This is a genomic window from Campylobacter sp. CH278, assembly GCF_004378845.1.
Taxonomy (GTDB): domain Bacteria; phylum Campylobacterota; class Campylobacteria; order Campylobacterales; family Campylobacteraceae; genus Campylobacter_D; species Campylobacter_D jejuni.
On record NZ_RYXZ01000001.1, the window covers coordinates 199,416 to 213,025 of the forward strand.

At 29.7% G+C, this 13,610-nt stretch carries 14 protein-coding genes; 1 reads left to right on the plus strand and 13 read right to left on the minus strand.

The genetic code is table 11. The features are described from left to right. Window positions 1–9: 9 nt before the first annotated feature. From aat to sstT, 13 genes are read right to left on the minus strand one after another with little or no spacing between them, the layout of a single operon-like run. Window positions 10–657 carry a leucyl/phenylalanyl-tRNA--protein transferase gene (gene aat, locus ELQ04_RS01025; RefSeq protein WP_004316682.1) on the minus strand — a complete coding sequence of 216 codons (648 nt, stop codon included), beginning with the start codon at window positions 655–657 and terminating at the stop codon, window positions 10–12. Beyond that, entirely contained in the window at window positions 632–2,761 is a 2,130-nt protein-coding gene (locus tag ELQ04_RS01030) for an AAA family ATPase (protein ID WP_044778062.1), read from the minus strand. The genes aat and ELQ04_RS01030 overlap by 26 nt, the downstream gene beginning before the upstream one ends. Next, a complete protein-coding gene (locus ELQ04_RS01035; RefSeq protein ID WP_002856038.1) occupies window positions 2,758–3,048 on the minus strand; it encodes an ATP-dependent Clp protease adaptor ClpS in 291 nt (96 codons plus the stop codon). Before ELQ04_RS01035 ends, ELQ04_RS01030 begins: the two co-directional genes overlap by 4 nt. After that, on the minus strand, window positions 3,048–3,650 hold the full coding sequence (locus ELQ04_RS01040; protein WP_002880662.1) for a TlpA disulfide reductase family protein: 603 nt from the start codon (window positions 3,648–3,650) through the stop codon (window positions 3,048–3,050). The genes ELQ04_RS01035 and ELQ04_RS01040 overlap by 1 nt, the downstream gene beginning before the upstream one ends. Window positions 3,651–3,660: 10 nt before the next feature. Beyond that, on the minus strand, window positions 3,661–4,113 hold the full coding sequence (gene smpB / locus ELQ04_RS01045) for an SsrA-binding protein SmpB (RefSeq protein WP_002852861.1): 453 nt from the start codon (window positions 4,111–4,113) through the stop codon (window positions 3,661–3,663). Further along, complete coding sequence (locus ELQ04_RS01050; RefSeq protein WP_002936736.1) at window positions 4,110–4,877, minus strand: 4-(cytidine 5'-diphospho)-2-C-methyl-D-erythritol kinase; 768 nt, start codon at window positions 4,875–4,877, stop codon at window positions 4,110–4,112. Before ELQ04_RS01050 ends, smpB begins: the two co-directional genes overlap by 4 nt. Next, a complete protein-coding gene (gene csrA / locus ELQ04_RS01055; RefSeq protein WP_002852854.1) occupies window positions 4,874–5,101 on the minus strand; it encodes a carbon storage regulator CsrA in 228 nt (75 codons plus the stop codon). The genes ELQ04_RS01050 and csrA overlap by 4 nt, the downstream gene beginning before the upstream one ends. Next, window positions 5,095–5,913 (minus strand): tRNA pseudouridine(55) synthase TruB, encoded by an 819-nt coding sequence (gene truB / locus ELQ04_RS01060; protein WP_002936734.1) that lies wholly within the window; start codon window positions 5,911–5,913, stop codon window positions 5,095–5,097. The genes csrA and truB overlap by 7 nt, the downstream gene beginning before the upstream one ends. Beyond that, the gene (locus ELQ04_RS01065) at window positions 5,910–7,985 is read right to left on the minus strand and encodes a 3'-5' exonuclease (RefSeq protein ID WP_002936733.1); all 2,076 of its coding nucleotides are present in this window, start codon (window positions 7,983–7,985) and stop codon (window positions 5,910–5,912) included. The genes truB and ELQ04_RS01065 overlap by 4 nt, the downstream gene beginning before the upstream one ends. Continuing rightward, window positions 7,982–8,419, minus strand: coding sequence for a hypothetical protein (locus ELQ04_RS01070; RefSeq protein WP_002852822.1), 438 nt, complete (start codon window positions 8,417–8,419; stop codon window positions 7,982–7,984). The genes ELQ04_RS01065 and ELQ04_RS01070 overlap by 4 nt, the downstream gene beginning before the upstream one ends. Then, the gene (locus ELQ04_RS01075) at window positions 8,413–10,134 is read right to left on the minus strand and encodes a M3 family oligoendopeptidase (protein WP_002936732.1); all 1,722 of its coding nucleotides are present in this window, start codon (window positions 10,132–10,134) and stop codon (window positions 8,413–8,415) included. The genes ELQ04_RS01070 and ELQ04_RS01075 overlap by 7 nt, the downstream gene beginning before the upstream one ends. A gap of 3 nt (window positions 10,135–10,137) precedes the next feature. Beyond that, the gene (locus ELQ04_RS01080; protein WP_002936731.1) at window positions 10,138–11,025 is read right to left on the minus strand and encodes an aspartate carbamoyltransferase catalytic subunit; all 888 of its coding nucleotides are present in this window, start codon (window positions 11,023–11,025) and stop codon (window positions 10,138–10,140) included. Window positions 11,026–11,034: 9 nt separating this feature from the next. Next, complete coding sequence (gene sstT / locus ELQ04_RS01085) at window positions 11,035–12,258, minus strand: serine/threonine transporter SstT (protein WP_002936730.1); 1,224 nt, start codon at window positions 12,256–12,258, stop codon at window positions 11,035–11,037. A gap of 138 nt (window positions 12,259–12,396) precedes the next feature. Between sstT and metK the strand changes: the two genes are divergently transcribed. After that, window positions 12,397–13,593, plus strand: coding sequence for a methionine adenosyltransferase (gene metK / locus ELQ04_RS01090; protein WP_002936729.1), 1,197 nt, complete (start codon window positions 12,397–12,399; stop codon window positions 13,591–13,593). Window positions 13,594–13,610: the final 17 nt, after the last annotated feature.

Consider the following 13,610-nt stretch of genomic DNA (forward strand, 5'->3'; position numbering starts at 1 on the left):
GCTTATTTTTTAAGTCATTAAATCTTTAAAATTTTTAAAACCACTTTCTTGATTGCATTTTTCTTTTAAAATATTTAAAAATTCTTTCCTAGAAATATTATGAGCACCCATGAATTCTAAATGTTGGTTATAAACTTGACAATCTATGATAAAATCATAAGGTTTTAATAAATCACAAAGTTTAATCATGGCAACTTTAGATGCATTTTTTTTAATGCTTACCATACTTTCACCAAAGAAAACCTTGCCTAAAATTAAACCATAAATTCCACCTATAAGTTCATTATTTTCATAAAGTTCAAGGCTATGCGCATAGCCTTGGGTAAATAACTTATAATAAGTGGTAATAAATTCATCATCTATCCAGCTTTGAGAGCGTGTATCGCGACATAATGTAATTAATTTTAAAAAATCATAATCAAGTTTAATTTGATAGAGATTAATAAATTTTTTCATATTTTTTTGGATGTGAATTTGATTTGGAATTAAAACGCATCTAGGATCTGGGCACCACCAAGTTACAGGTTTACTTGTCCATGGGAATAGACCAAAAGTATAAGCTTTTACAATAAAATCAGCTTCTAAATTTTGACTTAAAAATACAGGAGCATTTTTAGGTGCATTGAGTAATTTAGAATATAAATTCAAGCTTTCCATTTTTACCAAGTTTGATTTTAGCTATACCGCCTTTTTTAAGCTTTCCGAATAAAATTTCATCACTGATTTTTTCTCCTATCTCCTCAGAAATTATGCGTTTTAAAAGCCTTACTCCAAATTCTTTATTATAGGCTTTTTTAGCTAAATAAATTTTAGCTTTATCATCCACTGATAATTTTATATTATTTAAATTTTTAGAAATTTCATCAAGTTCTTTTTCGATAATTTTAACAAGTATAACATCGTTTAAATCATTAAAATGTAAAATTTTATCAATGCGATTAATAAATTCTGGAGCAAAAAAATCTTTGATAGCACGATTACTTTTTTCTTCATTTTTACTTAAAAAACCAAGCTCATTGCTTTCTTTAAGTCCTAGATTAGATGTCATAATAATGATTGTATTTTTAAAATCTACTTTAAGACCGCTATTGTCAGTGAGTTCAGCATTGTCAAAAATCTGTAAAAAGGTATTGCTTAAATCAGGATGAGCCTTTTCTATTTCGTCAAAAAGAACAAGACTGAAAGGATTTTTGCGAATAGCATTGCTTAAAAGTCCACCCTCTTCAAAACCTATATATCCAGCTGGAGATCCTATTAGTTTACTTATAGCATGTTTTTCTGCATATTCACTCATATCAAAGCGTTCTAAATTTAAACCTAAAAATTCAGCTAAAGATTTGCAAAGTTCTGTTTTTCCAACTCCACTTGATCCGGTAAACAAAAACACTCCGCGTGGTGTATTGGAATTTTTAAATCCCGCGAAACTTTGCTTAAGTGATAAAACAAGACTATCTATAACTTCATCTTGGCCAAAAATTTTTGCTTTTAAATTTGTTTTTAAATTCATTAAAGCTTTATTTTGATCGAATTCAAACATTTTGTGATGGTGGGTCATTTTTGCTAAAACATTTTCTAAATCTTTTAAATTGACATTTTTTTTAGCTTTTGGATTTAAAGCAAAAGAAGCGCCAAGTTCATCGATCAGATCTATAGCACAATCAGGTAAAAATTTATCATTAAAAAATTTTTTACCCCAAATTACAGCATATTGAAGAATTTCATCGTTTAATTTTATATGATGAAATTCTTCATATTTGTTTTTTAATCCTTTAAGAATTTGCAAGCTTTCTTCTTGGTTTGGTTCATCTACATTTATTTTAGCAAAACGGCGACTTAGGGGTTTATTTTTATCAAAAGTATTTTTATATTCCATAAAAGTTGTTGCACCTATGCATTTTAAAGTTCCATTGCTTAGAGCTGGTTTTAAAAGATTGGAAAAATCAGTATGAGATTCTCCTGTGCTTCCAGCTCCTACTATAGTGTGAATTTCATCAATAAATAAAATAGCATTGGGTATTTTCTCAAGTTCATTTAAAATTTCTTTAATTCTTTTTTCAAAATCTCCACGGTATTTTGTTCCCGCAAGTATACTAGCCATATCAAGACTAAAAATTTTTGCATTTTGTAAGTTTTTAGGCACCTTTTTTTTTGCAATAGCCAATGCTAATCCTTCTACAATGGCCGTTTTGCCAACTCCTGCTTCTCCTACTAAAATAGGATTATTTTTCTTGCGACGTGAAAGAATTTGCATCATTCTTTCAAGTTCAAATTTTCTTCCTATTAAAGGATCAATCTTGCCATTTTGAGCTAAAAGTGTTAAATCACTTGTGTGGTTGCTTAAATTTTGTATATTTTCATGATTTTGAAGTTCTTGAATTTTGTTAAGATTTATGTTGTGTTTTTTTAAGAGATAGCTAGAATAACTTCTTGAATCGTGTATGAGCTTTTCTAAAAAATCTATAATTTTAATTTCATTATTTTTATTTTTAGATGAAAGTAAGATTTCATCTAAAACAACAGATATTGTAGGTTCTATTTCTTGTTTAATAACTTGATTGTTTTGAGAAATATAATTTTTTAATTCGGTTTCTAGAAGCTCAAGATCTCCATCTGAAAATTCTTCAAATATATCCTTAAAATCAGTGCTTAGTTTTAGTAATGCAAACAGTACATGCTCACAGGTAACAAATTCATGGTGGTTTATTAAGCTTAGATTTTTGGCATTATCAAGATATTTTTGTAAATTTTCTTGGTATTTCATTCTTCTTCTACCTTTGCTTGTAGTGGAAAATTAGCAAGTTTAGCCGCATCTATAACTTTTTTTTGTTTTGAAAGAGCTATTTCTTGAGTGTAAATGCCACAAATTCCAGAACCATTGTGATGAATTTCTAACATTGTTTGACTTGCTTTTTCAAGGTTTTGATGAAAAATATTCATCAAAATTTCTATGACAAAATCCATGGTTGTTACATCATCATTTAAGAGTATAACTTTATACATTTTTGGTTCACTAAGTTTTGTCTGCTCTAGAGTCTGGGTTTTTGGCATTATTTTCCTTTGTAGATTTTATTTAAATCTTCTTGCATGAGTTCTGTTGGAATTTTGCCAAGATAAAAATTTGTTGGAGCATTATTATTCCAGTAATCGCTTATTTTTTGATAAATTCCATTTTTTAAAACAACTTTAAAAGGAAGTTGCTCCATATTTTGATAGTCTATATCTTTTAAAATTTGAGCAATAATACGATCATTAGAACCGCCATTGCTTAGAAAATAGTAAGCACCATAATCATCCGCGAATTTTTTAACTGTTTCATCGCTAACATCTTCAAAATGTGTAAGTCCTATAATAACAAATTTGCTAGAATTATTTTTCCAAAGTTTGCTAAGATCTAAAGCTTCTTCTTTGCATGGGGTGCAAAAAGTGCCAAAAAAATCAAACATTAAAACTTTTCCTTCCTCTCCTTCTACCACAAAACCTTTATCTGTTCTTATTAAAGTTTTGCTTCCACCATTTACACTATTTAAGACTATTTTATCTCCTTTGTGATACTCTTCAAACATAAAATCATTTTGAATTTCTTCTTCTTTGGAGCAAGCATTAAGAAAAAATGCTAAACTTATTAAAAATAGGGTTAAAATTTTTTTCATTTAATTTCCTTTATTTATAATTTTTCATAGCAGCTCTAGCTTCTAAATCGGCTTGCTTTTTCTTTAAAGTTTCACGCTTGTCGTGCAAATTTTTCCCTTTAGCTAAAGCAAGAGTGGCTTTTACTTTATTTTTTGTGTTAAAATAAAGATCTAATGCAACGATAGTATATCCTTCTATACTTACTTTACCTAATAATTTATCAATTTGCTTTCTATGCATTAAAAGCTTTCTAGCACCTCTTTCTTCGTGTTTATAGAAAGAATGTGTAGTATGAAGCAATGAAATATGAGAATTAAGTAAAAAAATCTCATTTTTTATAATGCGAACAAAAGAGTCTTTAAGATTTGCTCTTCCTGCTCTTAAGGCTACAACTTCACTTCCTTTAAGGACAATTCCGGCTTCAAAGCGTTCTATGATGCTATAATCAAATAAAGCTTTTTTATTTCTCGCAATAATTTTCATCGATCAACCTTAAAAACACTACTACCGCTACCGCTTAGAAAAAAATCTTCTTGTAAGTAAGACTTCATTTTAGGATATAAAGTTGCACAAGGAGTAAATAAATCATTTAATTCTTTGTTTTTAAAGTTTTGTAACAACTCTTTTGTGCTGAGTTTTTTGTAGATTTGCGCTTGATTATTGTTTTTTTGAAAGTCAAACATTCCTCTATCAAATTCATCATAAACAGCTTTAGTTTGGCAAGATATTTGTGGAAAAGTCCATTTTAAATTAGGTATGTCATCTTCAAATTCTTTTATAATTTCACCACAGCCACTTACATTAGCAGAGTGAAAGCCACTTAAAAAAAAGGCAATATCACTTCCTAGTTGTATGCTTAAATTTATAAGTTCTTGCAGGTTTAATTTTAAATTTAGGGTTTCATTCATTAGTAGTAAAAAACTCGCACAATCGCTACTTCCACCGCCAAGTCCAGCGCATACTGGGATATTTTTTGTGAGTTTTAGGCTTTTTTTGCTAAATAATTCTTTTAATTCGTTATTATATCTTCTAGAAAGTAGCAAATAAGCCTTTTGAATAATATTATTTTCGCATTTAAAATTACTGATGATTTCAAATTCTTTTTTAGAATCTGATTCTTTATCAACAAGCTCAAGCTCATCAAAAAGATCTTTTAAAAGTATAAATCGTGATTCTAAAAGATGATATTTTTTTGAGTCAAAACCGGTAAGTTTTAAAAAAATATTTGTTTTAGCGTAAGCTTTCATTTGATTAGTTTTTTGCTTAAGTCATCAAGTTTAATATCATTCTGAACAACAGAATGCAAATTTTCATCCTTTACTTGTTGAACAAGTTCTTTTCTAAGTATCATAAGGGATTTTGGAGCTTCTATGCCTATTTTGGCATATCCTTTCCCTGTTTGAACGACTTTGATTTCTATACCTTCTCCGATAATTATACTTTCATTTTCTTTTCTTGATAATATTAACATTTTTCAACCTTATTTAGAAGATATTTTACTGTATTTTCTTTAATATTAATTATGCTAAAATATTTTTCTGTTTCAATATAATAATCTCCTTCATCATGAAATTTTAATTCTTCGACAAAAATTTTAGCACCATTTTCGAGTTTATTTAAATCCTTGATAAAATTTGGCTTTAGGTTAATGTATTTTAACACATTTAAGCTTTTCTCATTATTATAAACAAATTTGCCTTCTTTAATGCGCTCTAAAGAGCTTAAAGTCGCATTAATACCTAGTTTTCTAGCAAAAAGTTTGCAATAAGATCTTATATAAGCACCTTCACTGACTGTGATTTCGATATTTAAAAAAGGATGATTATAGCTTAAAATCTTGCAATCAAATACTTCCATTTGGCAAGGTTTTAAATTTGCTTCTATACCTTTTTTTGCAAGTTCATAGGCGCGAGTTCCATTGATTCTTTTGGCGCTAAATTGCGGCGGTGTATAGGAGATAATTCCTTGCATTTGATCAATGATTTGTTGTAAATTTGCAAGATCAAATTCTTTTATATTTTTAATTTCTTTTATATTTTGATCATCAAGACTTAAGGAGTAAACTCCAAGCCATAAAGTAGCTTTATAGGTTTTTGGAGTTTTTTTTAAAAATCGGAAAAGTTTTGTGTATTGTCCAAATGCAATGATTAAAACCCCTTTGGCGAAAGGATCAAGAGTGCCAGAATATCCTGCTTTTTTATTTTTATATTTTTTCTTTAAAGTACTTAAAAAGGCATTAGAACTCAAACCTCTTGGTTTAAAGGCTGCAAAGATCTTATTCATACTGCTTTTTCCACGAAGCTTGCCATGATTACACGCATTATACCACCAAAATTAATATTAAGCTTTTCCTCTTTTCCGCTTTTATTAACTTCAATAACCCTGCCAATGCCAAAAATTTTATGTTTAACTAGATCTCCTTTGCAAAAACTAGTTTTTTGTATATTTTGATTTTTTGATTTTTCATTGATTAATTTACTTTCTTCTAAGAAGCGACTAGGATTGATATTTGCTCTTGAACCATGATAAAAACGAGAATTTGCGACACTTATTGTGAGAAATTTCTTGGCGCGAGTGATGGCAACATAAGCAAGACGGCGTTCTTCTTCGAGATTTTCTTCGCTATTTAAAGGAAAAAATCCTTCATCAAAGCCTATTATAAAAACATAATCAAATTCCAAACCTTTGCTAGCATGAATGCTCATTAAGCAAACATATTCTTCATCTAAATTATCTTGATCACTTAATAAAGAAATTTCACTAAGTAGATCTTCTAAAGAAGCTTCGGGATCTTCTTTGAGTTTTTCTCTTAGATTAGCATAAAACTCATCAAGATTTCTGATTCTTTCATCTCCATCATCTTGCTCTGAAAAATAATCCTTAATTTTAAATAATTCTTCTATATTGTCAAAAACTTTTTTTGCATTATCGTAGCTTTTTAGAATGTGAATATTTTGTATAAAAATATTTGCTTCATTTTGTGCTTTTTTTGTTGTTAAAATTCCTACACCGCCATCGCTTTCACATAAGGCATCAAAAAGTGAAATTTGACGTTTTTTTGCATATTCTTCTAAATTTTTTAGGGCTTTTTCTCCTATGGATCTTTTAGGGCGATTAATAATACGTCTAAACGACAAATCATCGTTTGGATTTAAGATAAGTCTAAGATACGAGATTAAATCTTTTATTTCTAATCTCTCATAAAAACGCATACCGCTAAGTAGTTTATAAGAAATTTTTTCCTTCATAAATGCTTCTTCTATTGCTCTTGATAGTGCATTAACTCGAAATAAAATGGCGATCTCTTTAGCTTCTACTCCAGAATTTAGCAATTTTTTTACTTCTTGAGCGATATATAAACCTTCATCTTTTTCGTTTTCGTTTTTTAATATTTTAATATTTTCCCCAGTATCTTTAGTGCAGATTAAAGTTTTTCCAAGTCGTTGCTCATTGTGAGATATGAGATTATTTGCTGCTTGTAAAATAGTCCCTACTGAACGATAGTTTTGTTCAAGTTTTACAAGTTTAACATTTTTAAAATCATTTTGAAAATTTAAAATATTTTCAATTTTTGCTCCACGCCAACTATAAATACTTTGATCATCATCACCAACAACTGTGATATTTTCATGCATACAACATAGATTTTTTAGAATTTTATATTGCAAGGTATTAGTATCTTGATACTCATCAACTGTAATGTAATTATAAAGTAAGCTTTGTTCTTTGGCAAAATTTATATCATTTTCTAAAATGAGATTGCTTAGCAATAAAAGATCATCAAAATCTACAAAATTTTGCTTTAATAAGTATTCTTCATAAGCACGGTAATAGTTGGCAAATTTGTATTCATTTTGATATTTTTCAAAATTATGTTCTTTTAGTAAATTTAAATCTTCAAAGACATTGCTTACTCTTTTGCCTTCATTTTTGCAATAAGATATGTATTTGATAATATCATAGACATTATCTTTGTTTTTATCATGGATTAAGTCTTTAATTATTTTTTTTGTATCATCTGTATCGATAACAATAAAACTATTTTTACGCTCCAATCTTTCAAAATGGAGTTTTAAAAATAAAAGTCCAAATTTATGAAAGGTGCAAAGCAAAGGATTGTGATTGCCTTGTAGAAAATTTAATGCTCTATGACGCATAACACTAGCTGCTTTATTTGTAAAAGTAAGAGTAAGAGTGTTATGCGAGGGGATACCTACTTCACCGATAAGATAAGCAAGACGAGTGGTGATAGTTTTGGTTTTTCCACTACCTGCGCCCGCTAGGATAAGCATGGCTCCATCAATGTGGCTTACTGCTTGTTTTTGACTATCATTTAAATCTTCAAATAGATTCATTTTTTGAAAATATCTTTATTTTTTGGATTATTTAAAAATATATTTTTAGATTTTTGTAAATTTTTGCTATCTTCACGTTTATAAAGGCTAAAATTAACAAATAAAATGCTATTTTCTACTTGAATTTGCGTGATAGCTCCTAAATCAACCTTTACAAAACTATCAAAATCATCATTTCCAAAACCTGCGTGAAATTGAATGAAATCTTTATTTAGTTGTATGGATTCAAAGGTGTATCCTCCAAGAGCAAAAAGTGCATAAGGATTTTGTTTAATATCAAGCTCTTTGGGAAGCTCAGGGTTAAAATCTATGAAATTTGTATTTGCAACTATGGAAAATTCTATATTTTCTTCTATAAGGTGTGAAATAACTTCATAACAATGCTTTTGCATGGTATGGATAAAATTTTCATTTTTTAAGATTGTTTCTAACATGATTGTAACTCCATGAATTCATTGATGAGTTTTTGAATTTCTTTTATGCCTATTTCCCAAAAATTTTCATCTTCTATATCAAATCCAAACATTCCTACTAGTTCTTTTGGACTCACGCTTCCACCTAAAGAAAGCATTTTGATATAAAGTTCTTTAAAATTTTCACATTTTTTACTTTTGTAAAGTCCATAAAGAGCTAAAACTAAAAGTTGTGCATAAGCATAAGCATAGCAGTAAAAAGGAGAATGGATAAAATGAGGAATATAACTCCACCAAGAAGCATAATTTTTTGTAAGTTTTACGCTGTCTTGAAACATCTTTTGAGATTCTTCCATCCAAATTTTATTGATTTCTTCAGTGCTAAGTTCATTTTCTTGAGCATGTAAGCGTCTTTCAAAACAAGTAAAATTAATTTGTCTATAAAAAGTTGCAAAAATATCTTCGATTTTATTTGCATATAAAGATAAGAGTTCTTCTTTTTTTAATTTATCTTTAATAAAATCAAATACGAGCATTTCAGCAAAAACTGAAGCTGTTTCTGCGGTGGTTAAAGGTGTATTTTGATTTAAGTAGCTTACATTATAAGAAAGTTTTTGATGGATAGTGTGTCCTAATTCATGTGCAAGTGTAAAAAGATCGCGTCTTTTATTGGTGTAGTTTAATAAAACAAAAGGATGTGCATCAGAAGTTGCAGAATGCGAAAAAGCACCCCCTTGTTTATTTTCTTGCGGATAAACATCAATCCAGCCTTGGTCAAAAGCATTTTTTGCTATATCATAAAATTGAGGAGAAAAAGCTTGAAATGCCTCTAAAACAATATTTTTACTTGTTTTAAAATCAAAACTTGCTTCTTTTCCTATGGGTGCATATCTGTCATAGTCTTTAAGTTCATCATAGCCTAAAATTTGTTTTTTTCTTTTGTAAAATTGCGATACTAAGTTAAAATGTTTTTGCGCACTTGCTATCAAAGAATCAACGCTTTTTTGTGAAATTTGATTGCTGATATGTCTTGAAATTTCAGCATTTTCATAACCTCTTAATAAGCTTATGTTTTTTCTTTCTGTTTTTATCATATTGATAATAAAACTTAAAAGTCTGCTATTTTTTTGCAAAACTTTACTGAATTTTTTGGCAGCTTTTTTACGTATTTTTCTATCTTCATCATACATTTTGCTTAGAATTTCTTCTTCGCTAAGTTTTTTACCTTCAAAAGGGATTTTTAAAGCGCTCATGCTTTCATCAAAAAGTCTACTAAAAGCATTTGCGCCTGTATTTGAAAGATAAAGCATAATGCGTTCTTCATTTTTGCTAAGATTATAACGTTTGTTTTGCAATAAATTAGAAAGATAAAAATCATAATCTTTGCAAAAAGTTGTAAATTCTTGACTTTTTTCAGGAGCCAACTCACAAAATTCAAGCTCGAAAAAGAGTAAATTTTCTTCTATTTTTTTACACTCTTCTTCGTATTGTGCATAAAAAGAACCATTTTGAGTGTTTTTAGCAAAAAGTAAATAAGCATAAGTCATGATTTTGCCAAGAGCTTGATTTAAATTTTCATAATCTTTTAAAGCTTGCAAAAACTCATTAGCATTTAATGTATAAAGTTTATTTTCATAGTTTTTTTTGAAATTTAAACTTTGTTGGATTTGATCTTGTGTAAAATTTTTCAATGCTTCTTTATCGTGAAATAAAGCACTTAAATCCCATTCTAACATTTTTTATCCTTCATTTTCTAGTATGAGTTTTTTAAGAACAGCCATTCTAATGGCCACTCCATTTTTAACTTGTTTTAAAACTAAAGTTCTTTCATCACTCATCATTTCATCGCTTATGTCAATATTGCGATTAACAGGGCCTGGATGTAGTAAAATAAGCTTTTTATCTTTTACTAAGCTTTTTTGAATGCAAAAATCATTTGCATAGTCTTTAAGTGAAGCATAAACGGTTTTATTATGTCTTTCTGTTTGTGTTCTAAGACTCATGATGATATCTGAATTTGCTATGATATTCTCATCAAGTTTATAATGTTTTTTAAGATGGGTATTAGGCATAAAATGTGGTGGAGCTACTAGGGTAATATCAAGATTAAATCTGCTTAAAAGTTCTATATTAGACGCTGCAACGCGGGAATTTTTAATATCACCTACGATGCAAATTTTCTTACCTTCGACATCGCCTTGAAAATGATTATAAATAGTAAATAAATCTAGTAAAGCTTGGGTAGGATGGGCGTGTTTTCCATCTCCTCCATTAACAACTGGACAATGTATATGCTTTGCTAATATCAAAGGAACTCCTGAGTTTGCGTGTCTTACAACAATAGCATTAGGACTCATGGCATTTAAATTAGCAGCAGTATCATAAAGAGTTTCTCCTTTGCTAGAGCTTGATCTTGAAACATCAAGGCGTAAAACCCTAGCACCTAATCTTCTTGCAGCGCTTTCAAAAGATGAAAGGGTGCGTGTAGAGTTTTCAAAAAAAATTGTCGTGATACTTTTTCCTTCAAGAAAAGTTCTAGGTTTTTCATCTAAGAAATCACTTGCTTCTTTAAAAAGCTCCATAATTTCGACTTTATTAAAATCCTTTGTAGTGATGAGATGACGCATGTTTTTACCTTATTTGATATTGTAATTTAATTCATTTTTAGAACAAATTGCTGTAAAAAGAACATCTGTAGAACTATTTAAAGCAGTTTCAACACTATCTTGAATAACCCCTATAATAAAACCTATGGCAACTACCTTCATGGCAATATCATAGTCTATATTAAATAAAGAACAAGCCAAAGGTATAAGCAGTAAAGATCCGCCTGCAACTCCGCTAGCCCCACAAGCTGCAAAGGTAGCAATAATGCTTAATAAAAAGGCTTGTAAAAGACTGATTTCTATACCAACGGTATTGGTTGCAGTAAGACTTAAAATAGCTATAGTAACTGCCGCTCCTGCCATGTTGATAGTAGCTCCTAAAGGTATAGAAATGCCATAAAATTCTTTATCTATGCCAAGTTTGGCACAAAGTGCCATATTTACAGGAATATTTGCTGCTGAACTTCTTGTAAAAAAAGCAAAAAATGCACTATGCCTTAAGCATATAAAAATCAAAGGAAAAGGATTTTTTCTTGTATAAAAAAAGACTATTAAGGCATTGATAACAAAAGTAACAAAAAGCATAGTAGCTACAAGTAAAATTAAAAGTTTTACATAACTTAGTAAACCTTGCGCTCCTGTTTGTGCTACAGAATTAGCCACAAGTCCAAAAATTCCAAAAGGAGCAAGTTTTACTACAAATTTAACAATTTTCAAAACCCCTTCATTAATATCTATAAAAACTTGTTTTGCTTCGTTAGAACAGTGTTTTAATGCTATACCTCCAGCTATTGCCCAAGTTAAAATTCCTAAATAATTTCCACTTGAAAGAGCATTTATGGGATTATCGACAATTTTAAATAAAAGATCTTTGAAAATCTCACTCATGTGGGTTGGAGATGAGTTTGTAGCAGTTTGAACTCCATCTAAAACAAGCTTTACAGGGAAGAAAAAATTAGCAAGAACCGCACAAGCTGAAGCAAGAAAGGTGCCTACTATATATAAAATAATAATATTTTTGATCTTAGCACCACTTTGAGAAAAATCTTTAGTGCAAATTGAGGTTAAAATTAAAATAAAAACAAGCATAGGAGCGATAGCTTTTAAGGCACTTGTAAAAAGTATTCCAAGTAAATTTGCAATTTCAGATATTTCTTTAGAACTAATGCCTATAAGTATTCCTAGTGCTATACCTATGCAAATTTGAACTATGAGGTTGCCTTTAGCGTAGCTTTGAATGATTTTAGAAAACATAAAAACCTTTTAAATATTTTTTATATCAGAAGTTGATTTTAACTAACTTTTGCTTAATTTTAGAGAATTTTTAATTTATCAAGCTTTGATAAGTTTATTTAGATACAATTGTGGTTCATTTTAAATGAAAGGACTTTTATGTATCTATTCACTTCAGAAGTCGTAAGTGCAGGTCATCCAGACAAGTGCGCTGATATAATCGCTGATACAATAGTGGATATACTCTTGAAAAATGACAAAAATTCAAGGGTGGCGAGTGAGGTTTTTGTCGCAGGAAATAAGGTTGTGATAGGAGGCGAAGTTAAGTCAAATCACAAGCTTAGTAAAGCTGATTACGATAATTTAGTTAAAGATGTTTTAAAAAACATTGGTTATGATGGAGCAGGGTATTTTAGCAAAGAACAATGCTTACATCCTGATGAAGTCGAAGTTATGGTGTTTTTAAATGAACAAAGCCCTGATATTAACCAAGGTGTTGATCAAGAAGATGGTGAAACAGGAGCAGGTGATCAAGGTATTATGTTTGGTTTTGCAAGTTGTGAAGCCGAGGAATATATGCCAGCAGCTATTAGTTATGCAAGAATCCTATGTGATAGAGTTTATGCTTATGCAAAATCTCATCCACATGAACTTGGAGTGGATATTAAAACTCAAGTAACTATAGATTATGGCACTAAGGCGAATTTTGAAAATTGCAAACCGCAAAGTATTCATACTATAGTAGTTTCTGCACCTTGTGTTGAAAGTATGAAAATAGAAGATTTAAGATCTTTGGTGATGAAACTTATTTTGGATAGTAATTTACCAAAAGAACTTTTTGATCCTAATAAAACTAGAATTTTAATCAATCCAACCGGTAAATATGTCAATCACTCTTCTTTGCATGATAGTGGTTTAACAGGAAGAAAACTTATAGTAGATAGTTTTGGAGGTTATTCTCCAATAGGCGGTGGTGCACAATCGAGTAAAGATTATACAAAAGTTGATAGAAGTGGGCTTTATGCAGGCAGATGGCTAGCTAAAAATATAGTTGCAGCAGGACTTGCTAAAAAATGCATCGTTCAACTTAGTTATGCTATAGGTGTTGCAAAACCTACTTCGGTAAGCGTGGATTGCATGGGCACAAATACTAGCGTAAATGATGATGTTTTAAGTGATTTTGTTATGCAAAATTTCTCTTTAACGCCAAATTGGATCCGTGATAAATTTCATCTAGATAAACCAAGTAAAGAAACTTTTCTTTATGCGGATGTGGCAGCTCGTGGGCAAGTAGGGCAAAAGGATTATCCTTGGGAAAAACTTGATGCTCTAGAGCAGTTTAAAAAGCTACTTTAAAAAATTAACAATATTAT

Bases quoted from the DNA above. Each gene is read 5' to 3' on its own strand.
- aat (WP_004316682.1), bottom strand. From the start codon at position 657: ATGGAAAGCTTGAATTTATATTCTAAATTACTCAATGCACCTAAAAAT.
- ELQ04_RS01030 (WP_044778062.1), bottom strand. From the start codon at position 2,761: ATGAAATACCAAGAAAATTTACAAAAATATCTTGATAATGCCAAAAAT.
- ELQ04_RS01035 (WP_002856038.1), bottom strand. From the start codon at position 3,048: ATGCCAAAAACCCAGACTCTAGAGCAGACAAAACTTAGTGAACCAAAA.
- ELQ04_RS01040 (WP_002880662.1), bottom strand. From the start codon at position 3,650: ATGAAAAAAATTTTAACCCTATTTTTAATAAGTTTAGCATTTTTTCTT.
- smpB (WP_002852861.1), bottom strand. From the start codon at position 4,113: ATGAAAATTATTGCGAGAAATAAAAAAGCTTTATTTGATTATAGCATC.
- ELQ04_RS01050 (WP_002936736.1), bottom strand. From the start codon at position 4,877: ATGAAAGCTTACGCTAAAACAAATATTTTTTTAAAACTTACCGGTTTT.
- csrA (WP_002852854.1), bottom strand. From the start codon at position 5,101: ATGTTAATATTATCAAGAAAAGAAAATGAAAGTATAATTATCGGAGAA.
- truB (WP_002936734.1), bottom strand. From the start codon at position 5,913: ATGAATAAGATCTTTGCAGCCTTTAAACCAAGAGGTTTGAGTTCTAAT.
- ELQ04_RS01065 (WP_002936733.1), bottom strand. From the start codon at position 7,985: ATGAATCTATTTGAAGATTTAAATGATAGTCAAAAACAAGCAGTAAGC.
- ELQ04_RS01070 (WP_002852822.1), bottom strand. From the start codon at position 8,419: ATGTTAGAAACAATCTTAAAAAATGAAAATTTTATCCATACCATGCAA.
- ELQ04_RS01075 (WP_002936732.1), bottom strand. From the start codon at position 10,134: ATGTTAGAATGGGATTTAAGTGCTTTATTTCACGATAAAGAAGCATTG.
- ELQ04_RS01080 (WP_002936731.1), bottom strand. From the start codon at position 11,025: ATGCGTCATCTCATCACTACAAAGGATTTTAATAAAGTCGAAATTATG.
- sstT (WP_002936730.1), bottom strand. From the start codon at position 12,258: ATGTTTTCTAAAATCATTCAAAGCTACGCTAAAGGCAACCTCATAGTT.
- metK (WP_002936729.1), top strand. From the start codon at position 12,397: ATGTATCTATTCACTTCAGAAGTCGTAAGTGCAGGTCATCCAGACAAG.